At 60.8% G+C, this 19360-nt stretch carries 18 protein-coding genes and 1 other RNA gene; 11 read left to right on the top strand and 8 right to left on the bottom strand.

Annotated elements, in window-relative coordinates:
* Nucleotides 1-2 precede the first annotated feature (2 nt).
* The 5 genes from nirB to moaA form a co-directional block, all read right to left on the bottom strand.
* The gene (nirB, locus tag JNO51_RS06905; RefSeq protein ID WP_215782274.1) at nt 3-2537 is read right to left on the bottom strand and encodes a nitrite reductase large subunit NirB; all 2535 of its coding nucleotides are present in this window, start codon (nt 2535-2537) and stop codon (nt 3-5) included.
* A gap of 118 nt (nt 2538-2655) precedes the next feature.
* On the bottom strand, nt 2656-3963 hold the full coding sequence (locus JNO51_RS06900) for an MFS transporter (RefSeq protein ID WP_305798425.1): 1308 nt from the start codon (nt 3961-3963) through the stop codon (nt 2656-2658).
* A 216-nt stretch (nt 3964-4179) separates the two neighbouring features.
* Nucleotides 4180-4830 (bottom strand): response regulator transcription factor, encoded by a 651-nt coding sequence (locus JNO51_RS06895; protein WP_215782272.1) that lies wholly within the window; start codon nt 4828-4830, stop codon nt 4180-4182.
* A complete protein-coding gene (locus JNO51_RS06890) occupies nt 4827-6764 on the bottom strand; it encodes a type IV pili methyl-accepting chemotaxis transducer N-terminal domain-containing protein (RefSeq protein WP_215782271.1) in 1938 nt (645 codons plus the stop codon). Before JNO51_RS06890 ends, JNO51_RS06895 begins: the two co-directional genes overlap by 4 nt.
* A 6-nt stretch (nt 6765-6770) precedes the next feature.
* Nucleotides 6771-7766, bottom strand: a complete 996-nt coding sequence (moaA, locus tag JNO51_RS06885) for a GTP 3',8-cyclase MoaA (protein WP_215782270.1) — start codon at nt 7764-7766, stop codon at nt 6771-6773.
* A gap of 312 nt (nt 7767-8078) precedes the next feature.
* Between moaA and JNO51_RS06880 the strand changes: the two genes are divergently transcribed.
* Both JNO51_RS06880 and JNO51_RS06875 read left to right on the top strand, forming a co-directional pair.
* On the top strand, nt 8079-9083 hold the full coding sequence (locus JNO51_RS06880; protein ID WP_215782269.1) for a 2Fe-2S iron-sulfur cluster-binding protein: 1005 nt from the start codon (nt 8079-8081) through the stop codon (nt 9081-9083).
* Between the two features lie 36 nt (nt 9084-9119).
* A complete protein-coding gene (locus tag JNO51_RS06875) occupies nt 9120-10310 on the top strand; it encodes an NnrS family protein (RefSeq protein WP_215782268.1) in 1191 nt (396 codons plus the stop codon).
* Between the two features lie 3 nt (nt 10311-10313).
* Here the strand turns inward: JNO51_RS06875 and JNO51_RS06870 are convergent, their stop codons facing one another.
* Entirely contained in the window at nt 10314-10454 is a 141-nt protein-coding gene (locus JNO51_RS06870; protein WP_215782267.1) for a hypothetical protein, read from the bottom strand.
* Nucleotides 10455-10471: 17 nt separating this feature from the next.
* On the opposite strand from JNO51_RS06870, the gene JNO51_RS06865 reads away from it, so the two are divergent.
* The 4 genes from JNO51_RS06865 to JNO51_RS06850 all read left to right on the top strand — a co-directional run bounded on the left by JNO51_RS06865 (nt 10472) and on the right by JNO51_RS06850 (nt 14407).
* Entirely contained in the window at nt 10472-11053 is a 582-nt protein-coding gene (locus tag JNO51_RS06865) for a hypothetical protein (protein ID WP_215782266.1), read from the top strand.
* A 156-nt stretch (nt 11054-11209) separates the two neighbouring features.
* Complete coding sequence (locus JNO51_RS06860; protein WP_215782265.1) at nt 11210-12433, top strand: anion transporter; 1224 nt, start codon at nt 11210-11212, stop codon at nt 12431-12433.
* A 147-nt stretch (nt 12434-12580) separates the two neighbouring features.
* Complete coding sequence (locus tag JNO51_RS06855; protein WP_215782264.1) at nt 12581-13378, top strand: hypothetical protein; 798 nt, start codon at nt 12581-12583, stop codon at nt 13376-13378.
* A gap of 195 nt (nt 13379-13573) precedes the next feature.
* The gene (locus JNO51_RS06850) at nt 13574-14407 is read left to right on the top strand and encodes an alpha/beta fold hydrolase (protein ID WP_215782263.1); all 834 of its coding nucleotides are present in this window, start codon (nt 13574-13576) and stop codon (nt 14405-14407) included.
* A gap of 17 nt (nt 14408-14424) precedes the next feature.
* Here JNO51_RS06850 and JNO51_RS06845 read toward each other — a convergent pair whose 3' ends face one another.
* A complete protein-coding gene (locus JNO51_RS06845; RefSeq protein WP_215782262.1) occupies nt 14425-15423 on the bottom strand; it encodes a LysR family transcriptional regulator in 999 nt (332 codons plus the stop codon).
* 122 nt (nt 15424-15545) lie between these two features.
* On the opposite strand from JNO51_RS06845, the gene JNO51_RS06840 reads away from it, so the two are divergent.
* From JNO51_RS06840 to JNO51_RS06830, 3 genes are all read left to right on the top strand, one after another.
* Nucleotides 15546-16766 (top strand): MFS transporter, encoded by a 1221-nt coding sequence (locus JNO51_RS06840; RefSeq protein ID WP_215782261.1) that lies wholly within the window; start codon nt 15546-15548, stop codon nt 16764-16766.
* A gap of 784 nt (nt 16767-17550) precedes the next feature.
* Nucleotides 17551-17814, top strand: a complete 264-nt coding sequence (locus JNO51_RS06835) for a hypothetical protein (protein ID WP_215782260.1) — start codon at nt 17551-17553, stop codon at nt 17812-17814.
* A 95-nt stretch (nt 17815-17909) separates the two neighbouring features.
* Entirely contained in the window at nt 17910-18092 is a 183-nt protein-coding gene (locus JNO51_RS06830; RefSeq protein ID WP_215782259.1) for an Rpn family recombination-promoting nuclease/putative transposase, read from the top strand.
* 114 nt (nt 18093-18206) lie between these two features.
* Here the strand turns inward: JNO51_RS06830 and ssrA are convergent.
* Nucleotides 18207-18564: a transfer-messenger RNA gene (gene ssrA / locus JNO51_RS06825) on the bottom strand.
* Between the two features lie 204 nt (nt 18565-18768).
* Between ssrA and JNO51_RS06820 the strand changes: the two genes are divergently transcribed.
* Together JNO51_RS06820 and JNO51_RS06815 are read left to right on the top strand one after the other, a co-directional pair.
* On the top strand, nt 18769-18933 hold the full coding sequence (locus JNO51_RS06820; RefSeq protein WP_215782258.1) for a hypothetical protein: 165 nt from the start codon (nt 18769-18771) through the stop codon (nt 18931-18933).
* Between the two features lie 168 nt (nt 18934-19101).
* A complete protein-coding gene (locus tag JNO51_RS06815; protein WP_215782257.1) occupies nt 19102-19359 on the top strand; it encodes a type II toxin-antitoxin system RelB/DinJ family antitoxin in 258 nt (85 codons plus the stop codon).
* Nucleotide 19360: the final 1 nt, after the last annotated feature.

The following is a 19360-nucleotide window of genomic DNA, read 5'->3' as shown; positions in this document are numbered from 1 at the left end:
GCTCATGACTCCACAGGAACCAGCGGGATGATCCGCCGTTCGTCAGGCGTCGCAGGACGATGCTGATCGCGAACAGCGACATACTGCAGCATCGGATCGGCCTGATCGCTATTAATAAAATCGGCAAAGCGTCTGACGCTACCCGGGTCCTGCAGGGTTCGCTGCCACTCGCAGGCATAGGCGGCTCGCAGCGCCGCCAGTTCCGCCTCCAGCCGCTCGCCCAGGCCCAGCGCATCCGCCACCACCACCCGCCTCACATCCTCGATGCCATGATCCAGGCTCTCGATCCAGCTGGCGGTACGCTGCAGCTTGTCAGCGTTTTGTACATACCACATGACGAAGCGGTCGATATAGCGGATCAGTGTCGCCTGATCGAGGTCTGCAGCCAGCAATTCAGCATGACGCGGCTTCATCCCGCCATTGCCGCCGACATAGAGATTCCAGCCGCGATCCGTCGCAATCACCCCGACGTCCTTGCCCTGCGCCTCGGCGCACTCACGCGTACAGCCAGACACCCCAAATTTCAGTTTGTGCGGGGTACGCAAGCCCTTGTAGCGATGCTCCAGCATCACGCCCAGGCCAACGCTGTCCTGCACACCGAAACGACACCAGGTACTGCCGACACAGGTTTTGACCATCCGCAGCGATTTTGCATAGGCCTGACCGCTTTCGAATCCGGCGGCAATCAGTGCCGCCCAAATCGCCGGTAAATCGCCTTTCCTGGCACCAAACAAACCAATACGCTGTGCTCCGGTGACCTTGGTATACAACTGGTAACGCTCCGCCACGGCGGCCAGCGCTGCCAACTGAGCCGGCGTGACCTCGCCACCCGGCATGCGCGGAATCACCGAGTAGGAACCATCTTTCTGCAGATTGCCCAGCCAGGCGTCATTCGTGTCCTGCAAAGGGGCCAGATCGGCACGTAGGACAGGATCATTCCAAACCCCCGCCAAAATCGAAGCCACGGCAGGTTTGCAGATTTCGCAACCATACCCCTGACCGAAGCGGCTTAGTGCTTCGGCCCAGTGACGAACGTGATGAGCCTTGATGAGATGAAAGAGATCCTGCCTCGAATGAGGAAAGTGCTCGCACAGCTGACGACTGGACTGGATGCCAAGCGTCGCCAACTCCGCCTGCAAGACTTGATGGATCAGCGGCACACAGCCGCCACAACCGGTACCGGCCCGGGTCTGCTTCTTGATGTCCTCGACGCTGCGGCAGCCGTCCGCAACCGCCGCGGCAATGCGGGCCTTGCTGACATCAAAGCAGGAGCAGATCACCGCCGAAGCAGGGAGGGCCAGGGCGCCCCCCATATCCTTCTTGCCCGCCCAGGCGGGCAAAATCAGCACATCCGGATGCTCGGGCAACGTGATGGCATTCTGTTTCAGCTGCAGCAATTCACCATAGTCATCCACATCACCGACCAGCACCGCCCCCAGCAAGTGCTGCCCATTGGCAGACACCACCAGTTTCTTGTAAATGCCGTGATGGTCGTCCTGATAAACATAACTTCTTGCGCCGGGCGTGCGACCGTGAGCATCACCGATACTCCCCACAGACACCCCGAGCAGTTTAAGTTTGGCGCTCATGTCGGCGCCGGCAAACTGGCTCTCGACCCCCATCAGATGATCCGCCACCACCTGGGCCATGCGATAGCCCGGCGCGACCAGTCCGAAGTACTGACCTTGCCAGGAGGCACACTCACCAATCGCGTAGATGGCCGGGTCATCGGTCTGGCAATGATCGTTCACCACAATCCCGCCGCGCTCGGCAACCGCCAGATCTCCGTATCGGGCCAGCGTGTCCTGCGGGCGAATCCCGGTAGAGAACACCACCAGATCCGTATCCAGCGAGTCATCACCGGCAAACAGCAGGCTCAGCCCCGTCCCTTTGCGCACGATCTCACGGGTATTTTTCCCGGTGTGCACGTGGACCCCCATCTGGACAATCTTGTCGCGCAGGACCTCGCCACCGCGTCGATCCAGCTGTTCAGCCATCAGTACCGGCGCAAATTCGACCACATGGGTTTCCAGTCCCAGCGCTTTGAGGGCTCCTGCAGCCTCCAGGCCGAGCAGCCCACCGCCGATGACCACGCCGCGTCGTGCCTGCCGTGCACGACGCTCGATCGCCTGAAGATCATCAATGGTGCGATAAACGAAACAATCCGCCTGCCCTGCACCTTCAATCGGCGGTACCCAGGGATAGGAACCGGTTGCCAGAATCAACTTGTCGTAAGGGATGTGTTGCCCGAGGTTGGTTTCCACAAACTGGCCGGCCCGATCAATCCGTCGGACTGCTTCGCCCAGGCAAAGCCTGATGCCATGCTTCTGGTAGAAATCCGGTTTGGCCAAGGCCAGATCTTCATCCGTGTGGTGCGCAAAATACGAGGACAGGTGAACCCGGTCATAGGCCGCTCTCGGTTCGGCCCCCAATACGGTGATTTTGAACTCACCCGGCCAGCGCTTATCGACCAACTCTTCCAGAAAGCGCTGCCCGACCATCCCGTTTCCGACCACCACTACATGCAATGCAGACATTTTGACCCCGATTCCGGACAATGCGCCGGCCAGCTACGACAAAGGGGTAGTCTGAGCCAGCCTGTCAGCTCACACTACCCCTGCGGTGGAACTAGTCCTTATTGACTACAACACCTGATCAACAAGGCATGGGGGCGTTTCTGCGGGCAAAAAACAGCCAGGTGACCATCATGCAAGTGCAATAAAAGAGCAGGAAGCAATACAGCGCATCTTGCGGGCCAGCGGCCAGTTTCATCGACAGGCCGAAAGTCTGCGGGATGAAATACCCGCCATAGGCCCCGATGGCGCTGATAAAGCCGGCGGCAGCCGCCGACTCCTTGACCCCGCGCTGTCGGGCAGCCCCCGGCTCACCACCACTCGCCGCCGCTTCCGCCAAACAATGCGAAACGAACAGGGTCGGTATCATCTTGTAGGTTGAGCCATTGCCCACCCCGGCAAACAGGAACAAAGCCAGGAAGCTGCCAAAAAACATCGGCCAGTTGCCGGCGGCTCCCGCCGAAGGCAAGGCCGACAGCACGCCCAGCACAGCCAGCCCCATGGCAAAGAACACTGCGAGCGTGACCCGGGCGCCACCGATGCGGTCGGCGATCATCCCACCCACCGGACGGATCAGGGCGCCGAGCAGCGGCCCGACAAACGCGATTTTGGCGATAGGAACCAGCGGGAACAACGTCTTGGTCAGCAGGGCAAAGGCGCCGGCAAAACCGATAAAACTGCCGAAGGTCCCCAGATAGAGGTAGCACATCAGCCAGTTGTGACGGCGGCGGAAAATGGAGGCCTGCTCGGCAAAGGTCGATCGCGCCCCATCCATGTCATTCATACCGAACCAGGCAGCCAATGTCGCCAGCCCAATCAGCGGTACCCACATAAACCCGGCATTCTGCAACCACAGACTCTTTTCCACGCCATCCTTGAGGAAGTGCTGGGCATCACCGGCAAACCCGCCGAACAGCGGCAGCGTCACTGCCAGCGGGATCAGGAACTGGGCCACCGACACCCCCAGATTGCCAAAGCCGGCATTCAGGCCATTGGCCTTGCCCTTTTCTGCGGCCGGAAAAAAGTGGGCGATATTCGCCATCGAGCTGGCAAAGTTGCCACTGCCCAGGCCACACAGCAGCGCAATGGTCAGCATGACCGAATAAGGGGTGTGCGGGTCTTGAACAGCAAACCCCAGCCACAACGCAGGGATCAGAAGCAAGGCAGTCGAAAAGGTAGTCCAGCGACGACCGCCGAAACGGCCGGGCATGAAGGCATAAAAGATGCGCAGCGTAGCGCCGGAAAGCTGCGGCAGCGCCGTCAGCATGAACAGCTCGTCTTTGCTGAAGGAGAATCCGGCATTATTGAGGTTCAGTGTCACCATGGACCAGAGCACCGACACAATGAAACCCAACATCAGGCAGGGAATGGAAATAGACAGGTTTCGCATCGCGACGCTGCGACCCGTATCACGCCAGAATGCAGCGTTTTCCGGCTCCCAGCGTTTCAACGCAGATGAGGAAGAAGACATGAAAGGCTCCCTGGTTATGGCCCGGCAGCGATCTGCCAGGATTCAACACAGAGAGTAGGATGTCGGGAGAAGACAGACTATTCGCCGCAAGCACAGTGCCGGGGCGGCAGGAGAACTAGCCCGATTGGGCGATGCTCAGCTCAGGCCATGCTCGACAGCATAGACCGCCGCCTGAACCCGGCTACTCAGCCCCAGCTTTTTCAAAATACTCTGCACATGAATCTTGACCGTACTCTCGGCCACATCCAGCTTGCGTGCAATCACCTTGTTACTGTCGCCATGCGCCAGACAAGTCAGAATTTCCGTTTCGCGCGGTGTCAACCTGGCCTTCTCCCCTTCGGCCACCGGTGCATGACCCGCCTGGCGAAATTGCTGCACCAGCTTGGCCGTCATGCCCTCGGCAATGACCGCCTCTCCGGCATGGGCACGACGGATTGCCGCGACCAGATAATCCGCATCGATATTTTTCAGCAAATAGCCTCGCGCTCCGACCCGCAGGGCCGCCCCCAGATCATCGGCTTCCTCGGAAACCGTGAGCATGAGCACGGCCAGTGTCGGCATGTCCTGCAGCAGCAACTGCAGCACCTCCAGCCCCGACAGCCCGGGCATGTTCAGATCCAGCAACACCACGTCCGGACTCAGGGCACGCACCTGCTTGACCCCCTCAGCGCCATCTGCGGCCTCGCCGACCACTTGAATGTCTGCCTGTCGGGAAAGCAGCATGCGAACCCCGCTGCGAAACAGCGTATGGTCATCAATCAGCAAAACGCGGATATCACTGCTCATGTCGTCTCCTCTGCCTGCGCAGTCTGTGCAGGCATGACCAGTCGCACAATCACCCCACGCTGCGTTTCAAACTCCAGTCGAGCCCCCAGCCGCCCGGCCCGCTCACGCATGATGCGCAGGCCGACATGCCCGTCCCCCTGATGCTGCAGCTGATCGGGATCAAACCCCGGGCCATTGTCGGCCACGACCAGCGATAACTCGGGACCCTCTGAGAAACTCACCTCGACCCGATCGGCGCCATGTGCATGTTTGCGGACATTCGAGAGCGCCTCCTGCAAAATGAACAGCACCTGAATCTGCAGATCTGCCGGCAAGGGCATACCGTGACCACTCACACGAAAAGAGGTCGCCATACCCGTCTGACGACGGAACTTATCCAGGGTGGCACCCAGCGCACTGCGCAGGTCCTGCTCCCCCAGACGGGAGCGAAAGTTGTGCAGCAAATCACGGACATCGTCGTAGCTTTCCTGAACACCAGCATGCAATAAAGGCACCACCTCGCGCGCCTCGTCCAGCTGTCCGCGTCGCAGCGCATCCTCCAGCATTTGCACCTGCAGATTCAGAAATGACAAACCCTGCGCAATGCTGTCATGCAAACCTTGAGCCAACAGATTGCGCTCCTGGGTGACCGCCAGCTCACGCTCACTGGCTGCCAGGCGCTGATTTTCCAGTGCATTGCCCAAGTGATGGCCCAGACTGTCAAGCAACTGCATTTCCTGAGGCCCGAACTGATGAGGCGTCGAAAAAAACAGCGTCAGCAGCCCGACATGCTGCTGCCTCGAACGAACCGGGAAAGCGGAAACCTGAGCAAACCCCAGCCGGGCACAGAGCGCAGGCACTGGCTCCGGCATCCCAGAGCGGCAATCCTGCATGGCCACAGACGCCTGCCGGACAGTCTGGCCACAGTAGCAATCTGCCAGCTGGCGACAAACCTCTGCCTCCATCAATTCGGCAGGAAGCCCGTCCGCTGCGATCAGATGCGCCTGCTTGCCGCTCGGATCCGTCACCCGGACACTGCAGGCATCCGCCTGGAACCAGGCACGCAAGTGCTCGGCGAATCCCTGACTGAGCTCTTGCGCCGAAAACTTCTCATTTAGCCAGGCAGTCGTGCCATACAGCAGGGACAGCTCGCGATTTTGTGCATTGAGCAAAGCCGTTTTATCTTCGACCCGCGCCTCCAGAGTGGCATACGACTCGGAGAGCCTGTCTGCCATATGATTAAAGCCTTCGGCCAGCGCTCCGAATTCGTCCCGTGTTTCAACCGGCAGACGTACGCTCAGATCGTGGGTGGCCATACGCTGCATGCCGAACTGCAGACGCTCCAGCGGACGAAACACCAGCAAGAACATCAAAATGATTTGGGCCGAACAACCCATGACGGCCATGACGATCAGGATGACCTGGGAACTCTGCAACAACAGCGTACGCTGCTCGTTGTATTGCTCCACCAGCGTCACCAGATCATTCAGACGCGCAACAAAATCGTCAGAAGCCTGGCGCAGGGCGCCCCGGTTAACAGGAAGCCCGGCCAGAACCTTCTGTGCAGGAGGCAGAATCGTCTGTCGGTACTCGTCAACCACTCGCAGATAGCTGGCACGGACTGCCTCATCATGCGGCAGGTAGAGCGGTCTGGCCGGATCCCCCGTACGGAGCACGGTCAGGGTCTGGTCAAACACCGCCAGATCTCCCCTCACCCGTGTATCCAACTCGGCAGAGGGACTGGCGGCATACTCCTCCAGAGACAGTGCCAGGCGATAGGTCTGTTTACGCAGACTGCCGGCCGCATTGATGGCCGCCGCTCCGCCCTCCAGCTGCCAGGAGAGATACAACGTGGCACCAATAGCCAACAGCCCCAGCAACAGCGAAGCGAGTAAAGCGCCAACCACGCGGCTACTCAGACGACGGGCAGGAAATCGTTGCAGATCGGCCGACATGCGATGCTAGCCCCCGGTCTGCGACATGAAACGCACCAGCTGCTCCGGCACCTCGCGGAAAACATGTCGTTCCGGCTTGCGCTGCATGGCCTCGCGGATCAGCGTCATCAACGCCTCCTGACTGGCGCCATCGCGCAGCGGCTGGCGCAAATCCACCCGATCTTCCTGCCCAAGGCAAAGATGCAGCTGGCCATCGACCGAGAGACGCACACGGTTACAGGTGGCACAGAAATGCTGACTGATGGGCGTAATGAAGCCGATCTGCCCGCGGCCGTCAGCCGTTTGCCAGTAACGCGCCGGCCCGCCGCCCAGCGTCACGGCGGAAGGCTTCAGATCGAAGCGCTGCACCAGTGACGGCAGAATCTCCTCGACCGACATATAACCGGACTGCCGCCCCGTATCCCCCATCGGCATGGTTTCGATCACCCGCAGCACAAAACCCTGCTCAAAACAAAAAGCCGCCATGCGCTCGACTTCATGGGCATTGACTGAACGCATCAGCACCATATTCAGCTTGATCAGCGCAAAACCCGCCTCCCTGGCCGCCTGCAAACCGGCCATGACACTCTCCAGCGAGTCACGGCCCGTCACTTGTTCCATGCATTGCTTGTCCAGCGTATCCAGACTGACATTGAGGCGGGACAGCCCGGCCTGACGCAAGGCAGCGGCCTGCGCCGCCAGGCGCGTGCCATTGGTGGACAAAGATAAATCATCCACACCGGGAATGACCGACAACTGTGACACCAGCGACACCAGCCGCGCCCGCATCAGCGGCTCACCCCCCGTCAGGCGGAAACGACGAACCCCCAGCGCCGCAAAGGCGGCGACCAGACGGCCGATCTCCTCAAAGCTCAGCCATTCGGCTGGTTCGGCATAGCCATCGAAGCCTTTAGGCAGGCAGTACTGGCAACGCAAGTCGCACCGATCCGTCACGGAAAGCCGCACATAGTCGATGCGACGCCCGTGAGCATCGAGCAGCGACGGGATCGCGGTAGAGGACATACCCATCTCCTGATACTGGTACGCGACCAGCATGCACAACACCGGCGCGATACATTCTTTAGCGCTAGTGTAAGTGTTTTGCGGCAGCAAAGGCGCAGACAAGAGGAGAAGACACAGATAGTTCGAAAGAACTAGGTGCGGGTTTGCCGCCATATCAGTGTGCCGCCGGGGGGCTTGACGGCAGTCAAGGATTTAAAAAACACCAGGCGCTGACGGATTTTCAATGGGTAATTCCTCGTACACTTTGCGCGTTCTGACAACCCCAAAGCGCGCCCGACTCACGGTTGCGCCGCCACCAGACCGATCTTCACCATGACAAGCACCACCCAGCAACTTGCGCATCAACTCACCCTGCACAGCCTGCGCCAGGAAACGCCGGACGTCTGGACACTGAACTGCCACAGCAGCACCCCATTTGATTACCTGCCCGGGCAATTCGTACTGGTTGAGGTACCTCACCAGCAACTCAGAGCCTATACCCTCTCCTCGTCCCCCGGCATCTCGGCGCACCTGCAACTGACCATCCGCCACCTGCCTGAGGGGCGGGGCTCCACCTGGCTGACCCAGTCACTGCGCCCGGGGGACGCACTCTCTGTTTCCGGCGCACAAGGGCGCTTTACCCCGCAACACGCCCAGGGCCAGGCCTATCTGTTTCTCGCCGCCGGCAGCGGCGTCACCCCCATCATGTCCATGACGCGCTGGCTGCTGAAACATTCACCAGACTGCCATCTGGTGGTGATCTACCATGTGCGGCGCGCCAGTGACGTGATCTTCAGAGAAGAGTGGCAAGCGCTGGCCGAGCGCTATCCGGCGCAGCTGTCGCTGCACATCCTGGTCCGGGAGGACAACCGGGCCGGCACCGCCCTCAGCACCGAACTGCTGCAAACGCTGGTGCCGGACCTGACACGCCGCACCGTGATGACCTGCGCCTCGACAAGCTATATGGACACCGCCCGAAGCCTGCTGCGGACACTGGGCGTCGCGGACAGGCAAATCCATCAGGAAGCCTTTTTTGTCCCGCAGGCCGCCGCCCCGAACGAGGCGGCGGCAGAGACCTGCCAGATCCGCATTCAACCCTGGGGCGACCTGGTGACCACGCCCAAAGGGGGCAACCTGATGTCGGCACTGGAAACAGCCGGCATCCCCCTGATGGCCGCCTGCCGTCAGGGCGATTGCGGCAGCTGCAAGGTCAAGGCCCTGTCAGGCAAGGGGCAGATGGGCAGCCAGACCGCCCTGGGTCAGGCAGAACTCGACGCGGGCTGGCTTCTGGCCTGCTGCTGCACGGTCGATGGCGACCTGGAAATCAGCTTGCTTTAAGCCACCGACGGACACGTACCCCCCAATTTGCGAGGCATGATGTTAATTCACCTGGACGAACCCGGTACGCCGGACACCCGCCTGCCGCTGCTGCGGCTTGGCTTCCGCCCCTTTTATCTGCTGGCAGCGCTCTTCGCCGCCGTCGCCATGCCCTGGTGGTTGTGGCAACGCTTTACCGGCACCTACCCCGGTCAGGGGCTGAACGGCATGGCCTGGCATGCGCATGAAATGATCTTCGGCTACGTCGTGGCCGTGATCGCCGGCTTCCTGCTGACCGCGGTGCGCAACTGGACCGGGGCCGAGACGCCCACGGGCCGGGCGCTGGCCGGGCTTTGCCTGCTGTGGCTGTTACCACGCCTGCTGCTGCCGTTCGCCCCGGTCGTGCTCACCGCCCTGGCCGACCTGCTGTTTTTGCCCATCCTGGCCTGGGTCATCCGCACCCGCCTGCGCGCCGCCAACAACACCCGCAACCGATTCATCCCGCGGCTGCTGGGCGCACTGGCGCTGTTGAACCTCAGCTTCTATCTGGCGCACCTGGGCTGGTTGCCACTCAACGAATTCACCCCGATGGAAGCCGCCCTGATGCTGATTGTCACGCTGGAGGTGGTGATTGGCGGACGCATCATTCCGTCCTTTACCAAGAACGCCCTGCCGGGCATCACACAACGCCATACCCCCGCCCTCGAACGTCATCTGCCCCTGCTCACCGCCACCATCCTGCTCGGCAACCTGTTGCCCTTGCCGGCATGGCTGATCACGTCGGCCGATGCGCTGCTGGCGCTGATGCATGCTTACCGCGTCAGTGGCTGGGGCAGCTGGGCCTGCCGCAAGTCGCCGTTGCTGTGGGTACTGCACGGGGGGTACTGGTGCATCCCGGCCGGGATCGCGCTGCTGGCGCTGGCCCCGCCAGACATCCTGCCCCGACTGGCCGGCCTTCACCTGCTGGCCATCGGCGCCACCGGCGGACTGACCATCGCCATGCTGACCCGCACGGCACTCGGCCATACCGGACGCCCCCTGCGCGCCGGCCCCCTGGAGCACCTCGCCTACCTGTGCATTTTCCTCGCCGCAGCATGCCGCCTGCTGGCCACCCTGCCTGTCCTGTCTGGCGCCTATCAGGCAGAAATCTGGCTCGCGGGCCTGTTCTGGAGCGGCGGCTTTTTGCTCTACCTGATCAAATACGTCCCGATACTCGGCAGCGCACGCGTGGATGGCAAAGCGGGCTAACCCTCAGCCTGGCGCAGGCCAGACGGCTTGCTCCATCTGCGCCGTTTTGACCATATTCACAACAAGGGCATGTCCTGCCGCGGCAGAAAGACCGTCAGCCGTGTATTTGTAAAAAATATATTTTATGATCTTCGTATATTTCATACGGAAATCAACGCCCTATGACCGCCCTCAAGTCCTTTCTGAAAATGTTGTTCAGCTTTGCCCCCTGGATCGCCTTCCTGCTGATCGCCCAGGACTCGCTGTTCCGGCTGAAGGCCGGGATCATCGTCGCGGCGGTGCTGACTGTGCTCATGGCACTGCTGCGCCTGAACCGCGGGGTGATCATGTGGGTGAGCATTGCCTTCTTCTGCTATTGCGTGGTGTTTGTGGTGTTCCTGAATGACTTCTGGAGCGTGCGCTACATGGGCGCCCTGGCCAATGGCTCACTGGCGCTGGGCACCTGGATCGGCATTGCCTGCAAAAACCCATTCACCCTGGCCTATGCGCGCGAGGGCACCAGCCCGGAAATGTGGCAGAACCCGCAGTTCCTGCGTATCAATTACCTGCTCAGCAGCATGTGGGGGGTGGTCTTTACCCTGTGCGCCTTGTTGTCATGGCAACAGAGCGTGCATCCGATGATGCCATCCTGGGCCTACTCCACCCTGAACTACACCCTGCTGGTCCTGGCCATGGTGATGAGCACCTGGTACCCGGAACACCGCAAGCGCCTGCGCGAACGCATGAACGCCAACCCGGCCTGAGACACGACAAAGCCCGCCAATGCGGGTTTTGCTTTCTGTGGGCGATGTCTGGCCCGGAGACCGTCCGGATTGGTTAAAATGGCGCAACTTCATTGCAGCGCCAGAGACAGCCCCCGCTTGCCGCACCACAGGCAGGGCGCGAACGGCCAGCCCACCATGACCACCACCATCCTCATCATTTTTTTTATCGTCTACCTCGGCATGATCCTGGGCGGCCTGCCCTTTTTGCAGCTCGACCGGACCGGGGTGGCGCTGCTTGGGGCAGTCGCGCTGATCGGTGTCGATGCGCTGAGCCCGGAGCAGGCGGTGCAATCCATCCACCTCCCCACCATGATTTTGCTGTTTTCCTTCATGGTGATTTCGGCACAGATGCGCCTGGGCGGCTTCTATGACTGGATACCGCACAAGCTGGCGGGCCTGTCACTCTCCCCGCCGCGGCTGCTGGCCGTACTGATTGTGGTCACCGCCGCCCTGTCCGCCGTCTTCAGCAACGATATCGTCTGCCTGGCCGTCGCACCGGTCCTGATAGACGCCTGCAGAAAACGCCGGCTGGCACCGATTCCCTTCCTGCTGGCGCTGGCCTGTGCCGCCAACATCGGCTCCGCCGCCACCTTGATTGGCAACCCGCAAAACATGCTGGTGGGCCAAACACTGCGTCTTTCCTTCTCAGGGTATTTCCTCGGCGCCATCTTGCCGGTCGCACTGGGGCTGCTCGCCAGCTGGGGACTGATCGTCTGGCAAACCCACGGGCGCTGGCACGAGACACAGCCCGCCGCCGCGCGGACGACCACCGACGAGGCCACGCCATTCAGCGCCTGGCAGACCGGCAAGGGACTGCTGGTGGCCGGCGCACTGCTGCTGGCGTTTCTGTTTGTGCCCGGCCCGCGGGAGCACATGGCACTCATCGGCGCGGGCCTGCTGCTGATGAGCCGCAAGCTGCACTCACGCAAGATGCTGGGCCTGGTGGACTGGGAGCTGCTCGTCCTGTTCATGAGCCTTTTCGTGGTCAATCATGCACTGCAAAGCACCGGCATCACCTCGCGCGCCATCGCCCATCTCGCCGCCATCGGGGTACAGCTGGACCTGCCCGCCCACCTGTTTGCCGTCACCTTCCTGCTGTCCAATATCGTTTCCAACGTGCCCGCCGTGATGCTGCTGCTCCCCGTTGCCCACCATGAGACAGCCGGCCTGCTGCTCGCCCTGGTCAGCACGCTCTCCGGCAATCTGCTGATTGTCGGCAGCATCGCCAACATCATCGTCGTCGATGCCGCCGCCCGACGTGGCATCGACATCGACTGGAAGCGCCATGCCCGCATCGGCATACCGGTCACCCTGATCACCCTGATCATCTCGGGCGCCTACCTGATCTGGGTTAACTAGGGTGGTTTGCGCCGGACCAGGCCTCAAAGACAATGGGTATACCACTAGCATGCAGCAAAGATTCTGGCTATCGTAAGCGCTTCCGCCGGCAGGCCTGTCCGAACCGGCACGCGACCGAATCCACACCATGGCAAGGCCATCACGAAAATGAAAATATTTGTCCACTGCGGGTTGATCGCCATCTTAACGTTCACCCTGGCGATGGCCGGCGAGTTCATCCATGACAGCTACCCGTTTTATGTCAGCCACTCGGGAGAGTTGATCAAGATGATCTCCTCTCTCATCGGGACATTATTCGCCATTGTGCTTGGTCTGCTGATTTCATCTTCATATTCCACATTCAACAATCAGCAGTCCGACTTCAACAGCATGGCCGTGGCCGTGGCCAATATGGATCTGATCCTGAAGCTCTACCAGGACGATACCCGCCACCTGCGCAAACAATTATTGGCGTCCATCGACCGGGTGTTGAAAACCTACTGGCCGGAGCGCAGCCAGGCCGGCCCGAAAGACATCAGTTACGACATTCTGCAAGAAGATGCAGAGGCCATGATCAATATCGGCAGTGCTTTCCACCGACTTGAAGGCGTCAGCCAGGATGACGTCAATGCCATGCGGCAATACACCAATCAATACCTGGCCACCCACACCAACATCATCAGAAACATCTCCAATCAGGTGCCGTCACTACTGCTGGCCATTGTGTTTGGCTGGGCATGCCTGCTGTTTTTTATCTACGGCATACTCGGCAGCGCCAGCGGATTCGAGATTTTTTTCTTGTTCCTGGGCTCGATCGCCATTGCCAGCGCCGATTTTCTCATCCTGGAACTGACCCACCCCTATCAGGGCTTGTTCAAGGTCTCCAGCGCCACATTCGATTTGCTCTACCAGGCCATCCTCGTGGAAGAAGGATTGGACGGCCCCTCTGCTGCGCAAAGCGCCTGAGCCACGACGCTAGAAACGGGGTCAGGTCTTTCATTTTGCGCCTTCCGTGCAAAATGAAAGACCTGACCCCGTTTCTTTGGGCACACACTACCCCGCATGCAACTTTCTGGCATCACCGCAACTCATATCGCATAATGCAACGGCACCCTCAGCCAGCTCTGGCCACACGGCAGACCACGCCTCTGGAGAGACGCCATGCAGACGAACCCCCTGATACGCAACAACGTGACCGTCACCGGCAACACGGCGGCAACGACCTCCATGCTGTTCGTCAATGGGCTCGGCTATGACCAGCACTTCTGGCAGCAAGTCACACCAGCCTTTGCCCGGGACTACCGCCTGATCCTGTTTGATCATGTCGGCGCCACACCGGCGACGCTGGAGCAATATCGCATCCAGCAGGCGCGCTATCTGAATATCAGCGGCTATGCCACCGACCTGCTGGAAATCTGCGCCGAGCTGGCCTTGCCTGGCGAGATGATTCTGGTTGGCCACTCCCTGGGGGCCATGGTCGGTATGCTGGCCGCCATCGAGCAGCCGGCACGGTTTAGCAAACTCATCCTGCTGGGGGCTTCGCCCTGTTATGCCAACGACCGCGACTACCACGGGGGCTTTTCCAAACAAGACATCGATGGCGTCTATGATGCCGTGACCCAGGACCAGATCGTCTGGTCGCGACAACTGGCGCGGGTAGCCATGGGCAACCGCAGCAAACCGGCGCTGGTAGAAGCCTTTGCCAAATCGCTGGCGCGTATCCCGCAGGAAATCATGCTGACCATACTGTGCGCAGTCTTGCAGGGGGACCAGCGGCAGCTGTTGGCCAGAGTGAGCGTGCCTTCGCTCATCATCCACGCTTCACAGGATTTTTTTGTGCCGCAGTCCGTCAGCCACTACTTGCATGCGCACCTGCCGCAAAGCCAGCTGTCAGCCATCGACGCCGAAGGCCACTTGCCGCATGTCACCGCGCCACAGGCGGTGGTCACTGCCATGCAGGCCTACCTGGCTCAGGATCCGGCGACATCGCCGTAGCCAGACACCCGCCTCGTTCACGACGCCCCGAGGCCCCAGTCATTCTCCTCCGCCCCAAAAATGGCGGCGGCCTCGCTGCGGATCAGGTCGATGAAACGGCGCAGGCGTGCCGGATAAAAACGGGCATAGGGATAGACCAGACTGACCGGCAGCGGCGCCGCCCGCCACTTGGGCGCCAGCTGGATTAATTGCCCCTTCGCCAGAGATTCACGCATCACCCAGCGAGAACCGATCCCGACCCCGACCCCCTGCAATGCCGCACTGCGCAAGGCATACAGGCTGTCGGTACTGAAACGCGGCCGGATCGGCAGGCGTTTGCTCTTTCCGGTCTCGGCGTGGGTCAGCAGCACTTCGTTGCGATAGAAGGTGCGCAGGGCCAGCCAGGGCAGCGCAGCCAAGGCCGCAGCGTCTTGCGGCACAGGCTCGCCCTGGAGCAGAGAAGGCGCCGCCACCACGATACGCGGCACTTGCGCCAGCGGAATGGCGACCAGTCCCGGATCGGTCACCTCTCCCACCTGAATGGCACAATCGATACCGGCGGCAATGTAATCCTGAATGGCACGATCATCATGCAGCAGCCACTCCACCGACATCCCGGCATGCTGTTGCAGATAGCGGGCCAGCGGGCCGATCAGCCGCTCCTGGCCGAAGGCATGCGGCACGATCACACGCAGCACGCCCTCCGGTTCCTCTCTGGCGCCTTTCAGCTCGGATTCAAACCGGGCCCAACCCGCCAGCAGCTCCCTGGCGCGCTCATAACAGCGCTCGCCATCCTGGGTTAAGCGCATGGTGTGGGTTGTGCGCTGCAGTAGCCGCAAGCCCAGGGATCGCTCCAGCATTTGCAAACGGCGACTGACCGTGGGCTGGGTCGTCCCCAGTTGGGCCGCGGCCGCGGACATGCTGCCTGCCTCCACAATCTTGAGAAAAGTCAGCATCCACTCCATGCGCTCCCCGGTTCCCGCCTGCAGCGGCGTGGCTATGCGCAGCGCGCTGTGCGATGTTTGCTCGTCATTCATCCTGGGCAGCCTGTCATTATTTATACGTTATATGTATAACAGATCTTCTTTTTAAGCACCTACACATACACTCAATCCACAGCCATGATGACACGGTGTTCTCTTTCTTCATGAGGCTAGCGATGTCATCCACTCAAGTCCTGGCGCATTCAGCGCTGTCCGAGGTCCAGCAGGCTGCTCCTCACCCCCTGTCACGCTCGCGGATCATGCTGATGGCCTGCGGCGCCGGCCTGTCGGTGGCCTCCCTCTACTACAGCCAGCCCATGCTGGGCGTGCTGGCGGGCGATATCGGCGCCTCGGGTCAGGCGACCGGTCTGCTGCCCACGCTGACACAACTGGGCTATGCCCTGGGCATTCTCTTGCTGGCGCCCCTGGGGGACCGCCATGACCGGCGTCATATCATGCTCATCAAAGCGGCTTTACTGGTGCTGGCCTTGCTGCTGGCCGGGCTGTCCCCCTCGCTGACCTTCCTGCTGCCGGCCTCGCTGCTGATCGGTCTGAGCGCCACACTGGCGCAGGATATCGTGCCGGCCGCCGCCACCCTGGCGACAGAAGACCAGCGAGGCAAAGTGGTAGGAAGCGTGATGACCGGTTTGCTGACCGGCATCTTGCTGTCACGCGTCATCAGCGGTGTGGTGGCCGAGCAATTTGGCTGGCGCGCCATGTTTTTCATCGCGGCCGGGTCCATTCTGCTGACCGGTCTGGCGATCTACCGTTACCTGCCGCGCTTTCAGCCCAGCACGGCGCTCCCCTATCGCGCCCTGCTGGGGTCGCTGCTGACCTTGTGGCGCCAGCATGCGGCCTTGCGTCGTGCCGCCATGGCACAAGGCTTGCTGTCGGTGGGCTTCAGTGCCTTCTGGTCCACGCTGGCCATCATGCTACACGCCAGCCCCTTCCACCTGGGCAGTGCGGCCGCCGGTGCCTTTGGCCTGGCCGGTGCGGCGGGTGCGCTGGCCGCGCCGCTGGCGGGCCATCTCGCTGACCGCCGAGGGCCGGAGATTGTCACCCGCGTGGGGTCGGCACTGGCGGCAGCGGCGTTTGCCCTGCTGAGCCTGGCCCCCTTGCTGCCGCTGAGCGTGCAACTGAGCCTGTTGGCGGCAGGGGCCCTCCTGTTTGACCTGGGCGTACAAGCCAGCCTGATCGCCCACCAGGCGGTGATCTACCGCATTGACCCGGCGGCCCGCAGCCGACTGAATGCAGTGCTGTTTGTCTGTATGTTCATCGGCATGTCGCTCGGTTCAGTCGTCGCCAGTGTGCTGCTGGCCAGCGTGGGATGGGTTGGCGTGACGATGTTTGCCGCCGCGGCTTCCTTGACGGCGCTGGTCGTGCGCTGTTTGAAATAATGCGCAAGGGGGAGTCCGTGGGTCTCCGGCCCATGAACCGCCGACGATCCGGCAATGAGTAAGCGCAGCGATCTATCCGGTTCCCGTTTGCGACAAGAGCGGGAACCGACCAATGCAATCCAAGCCATTGAAAAATAAATGTGTTCCCGTAATTCCCGTTGTTCCCGTCCTTTTTATGGCAAAGAGGGGAATAGATACAGTGATCACGTGGAATGCTACGGGAGAGATGTTTAAGGATGACAAATACATATAAATATATAAGAGCATACATACAAATACTGATTACCTACATCACAGATCAACTCAACCCTCTCCTATCCCTATCTACTTACTTGCTCAAACAGGACGGGAACAACGGGAATCACGGGAACAGCCTTGTCTGGCAAGGGTTTCAGTCGGGTACACCGCATTCCCGTGCCTGAATGCAACGGGAACATGGGGGCTTCATACGCCGATGCAATGCGGACGAAGGACACATTCGCGTAGGGTGCATTCGCGTAGGGTGCATTCGCGTAGGGTGCATTCGCCGAAGGCAATGCACCGCAGCAATGCACCGCAGCAATGCACCGCAGCAATGCGCCAATGGTGCATTCGCCGAATGGCAATGCATCAATGCAATCCGCCGCCATGAAACATGGCGTCCTACCGCGCAAACTTGCGGATCTGTCATCGCTTTCGCTAGGGTATGTGGCGCGGCATGGTGCCGCTGAAACGGGCGCGGGCCCGGAGGTGTCATCAGCACCCCCGAGCCCGCTAACCAAACCAACTCATCACAGGAGTCAGTATGGCTGCCAAGTATGGTAATTCACCCCTGTCCCACTTCACAAATCGCCGTCTACCGCATCGCCCTTTGTTACCGCTGTTTGAGCTGGTTTCCGAGCTGTGTCCACCGCGTGAGGCACTGGCCGAGCCCGGCTTGTGCCGCCTGATCGTCGATGGCCGGCTCGACTGGTCGCTGGCCAGGGTCAATGGCCAGAGCTGGCTGTATCTGCCGCGTGCGGTACCGATGCGGCAATTGGCGGGTTGCACGGTGTTGCTGGCGGAGTAGGCATTCAACTGGAGGCCGGGGGGCGAAAGCTCCCCGGAGGGGTTGCTGGATGGATTGCATGCCCTCTGCCACGCCCTCTTCCCTATGTCACCGCCGTGCCCTTAGCGTTGTCTGCCTCCGCCATCACTCAGGGGCGCAACCGCATGGCCTCCCCCGCCCGGCACAACCCGGATACCGCCCGCAACCGCCTGCGCTTTCACCTGCCGCCCGACCTGCAGCGGCTGCGCGATCTCGACAGCCTGCGGCTCGCCCCGAACCACGGGGATGCATTCGCGTAGGGTGCATTCGCCAACGGCAATGCACCAACAGCCGATCACAGACAACAAAAAACCCAGAGAGCCTTGAGCTGTCTGGGTTTTCTGGTACTTCCCGAAACTGCCGGGAAGTGAATGTGGTGGAGGCGGCGGGAATCGAACCCGCGTCCGAAAGCCCTCTGCAGTGAGTTCTACATACTTAGCCGTGTCATTTGGATTTAACCTCTCCCCCGCCGACGGGCAGGCTGGTTTGAGGCGAGTCACCTAAATTTAACCCTGGATCAAGTAACCCGAACCAAGGCGAGCTGATGTGGAATGACTCTGCGGGAGTTGCCTCCACGGCCCATCAGCGAGCCGCTGCAGAGTCCGGCCTTAGGCGGCCAGAGCGTAAACGTTGTCGTTTGCGGTTATTACAGTTTCAGCGTTTTACGGGGTAACTGAAATCCCGGTATGCCCTCATCCGCTTCGCAACCCTCGTCGAAACCAGGTCGCCCCCAGATGATCCGCCAGTATACCGCTTGCTGCGCCGCACGTCCATCGGCCGGCCAGACGGATTAGCGCCGGCCGTTTCCGGCATTTTTTATGACGAATGCCTGCCACCAAACAACTTAACGAATATTTTGCAATTCACATGATGCAATTAGATAAAAAAATTGCTTATACTGAAATCACCCCGCACCTGCCCATGAAAGAGAGGCACATGATGAAGACCTTCCATAACGGACAATCCTCCCGTGGCCATGTGCCACAATCGTCTTCAGCCCGCGGGATGCAGCTGCGCCGTCAACAGATGAAGGTGGCACTGCTGTCGCTGCCGCTGATGGCCCTGCTCTACACGCTGTGCATGTTGTTGCTGCGCGGCTGATATTCAGCGTCAGACTCCACCACAATGCCCGGCCGAAGCCGGGCATTTGTTTTGCCGCAACCCTGCTGCGCGCCACCCTGCCACACCGGACAGAAACTAGAGGCAGATCAACACACCATCAAATTCCGGCCACGCATAATGGCCCATCTACAGCCAAAGGGCACCCTCATGCAAACGACCGTCAGCGCCGCCATTGACGCGGCCATCAAGGAACAGGCCGTCGCGATTCTCTCTCGTGAAGGACTGACCTTGTCGCAGGCCATCCGTGCCCTGCTCGGCTATATTGCCCGTGAAGGTCAGTTGCCGCAGGGGCTGCCCTTTTTCGGGCTGGACAGCCTGCCCTCGGTCGGCGAAGACCAGGAAGGGCCGATCGAAACCTACGCCAGTTTTGCCGAACTGATGCGCGCCATTACCGGCGAGCCCTGAC

This window comes from Paludibacterium sp. B53371, assembly GCF_018802765.1.
Lineage (GTDB): Bacteria > Pseudomonadota > Gammaproteobacteria > Burkholderiales > Chromobacteriaceae > Paludibacterium.
Note: the sequence above shows the minus strand (reverse complement) of the source record. Positions and strands in the feature narration are given on the sequence as shown.

Excerpts from the sequence above, each read along its gene's own strand:
- nirB (WP_215782274.1), bottom strand. The coding sequence starts at position 2,537 with ATGTCTGCATTGCATGTAGTGGTGGTCGGAAACGGGATGGTCGGGCAG.
- JNO51_RS06900 (WP_305798425.1), bottom strand. The coding sequence starts at position 3,963 with ATGCGAAACCTGTCTATTTCCATTCCCTGCCTGATGTTGGGTTTCATT.
- JNO51_RS06895 (WP_215782272.1), bottom strand. The coding sequence starts at position 4,830 with ATGAGCAGTGATATCCGCGTTTTGCTGATTGATGACCATACGCTGTTT.
- JNO51_RS06890 (WP_215782271.1), bottom strand. The coding sequence starts at position 6,764 with ATGTCGGCCGATCTGCAACGATTTCCTGCCCGTCGTCTGAGTAGCCGC.
- moaA (WP_215782270.1), bottom strand. The coding sequence starts at position 7,766 with ATGTCCTCTACCGCGATCCCGTCGCTGCTCGATGCTCACGGGCGTCGC.
- JNO51_RS06880 (WP_215782269.1), top strand. The coding sequence starts at position 8,079 with ATGACAAGCACCACCCAGCAACTTGCGCATCAACTCACCCTGCACAGC.
- JNO51_RS06875 (WP_215782268.1), top strand. The coding sequence starts at position 9,120 with ATGATGTTAATTCACCTGGACGAACCCGGTACGCCGGACACCCGCCTG.
- JNO51_RS06870 (WP_215782267.1), bottom strand. The coding sequence starts at position 10,454 with ATGAAATATACGAAGATCATAAAATATATTTTTTACAAATACACGGCT.
- JNO51_RS06865 (WP_215782266.1), top strand. The coding sequence starts at position 10,472 with ATGACCGCCCTCAAGTCCTTTCTGAAAATGTTGTTCAGCTTTGCCCCC.
- JNO51_RS06860 (WP_215782265.1), top strand. The coding sequence starts at position 11,210 with ATGACCACCACCATCCTCATCATTTTTTTTATCGTCTACCTCGGCATG.
- JNO51_RS06855 (WP_215782264.1), top strand. The coding sequence starts at position 12,581 with ATGAAAATATTTGTCCACTGCGGGTTGATCGCCATCTTAACGTTCACC.
- JNO51_RS06850 (WP_215782263.1), top strand. The coding sequence starts at position 13,574 with ATGCAGACGAACCCCCTGATACGCAACAACGTGACCGTCACCGGCAAC.
- JNO51_RS06845 (WP_215782262.1), bottom strand. The coding sequence starts at position 15,423 with ATGAATGACGAGCAAACATCGCACAGCGCGCTGCGCATAGCCACGCCG.
- JNO51_RS06840 (WP_215782261.1), top strand. The coding sequence starts at position 15,546 with ATGTCATCCACTCAAGTCCTGGCGCATTCAGCGCTGTCCGAGGTCCAG.
- JNO51_RS06835 (WP_215782260.1), top strand. The coding sequence starts at position 17,551 with ATGGCTGCCAAGTATGGTAATTCACCCCTGTCCCACTTCACAAATCGC.
- JNO51_RS06820 (WP_215782258.1), top strand. The coding sequence starts at position 18,769 with ATGATGAAGACCTTCCATAACGGACAATCCTCCCGTGGCCATGTGCCA.
- JNO51_RS06815 (WP_215782257.1), top strand. The coding sequence starts at position 19,102 with ATGCAAACGACCGTCAGCGCCGCCATTGACGCGGCCATCAAGGAACAG.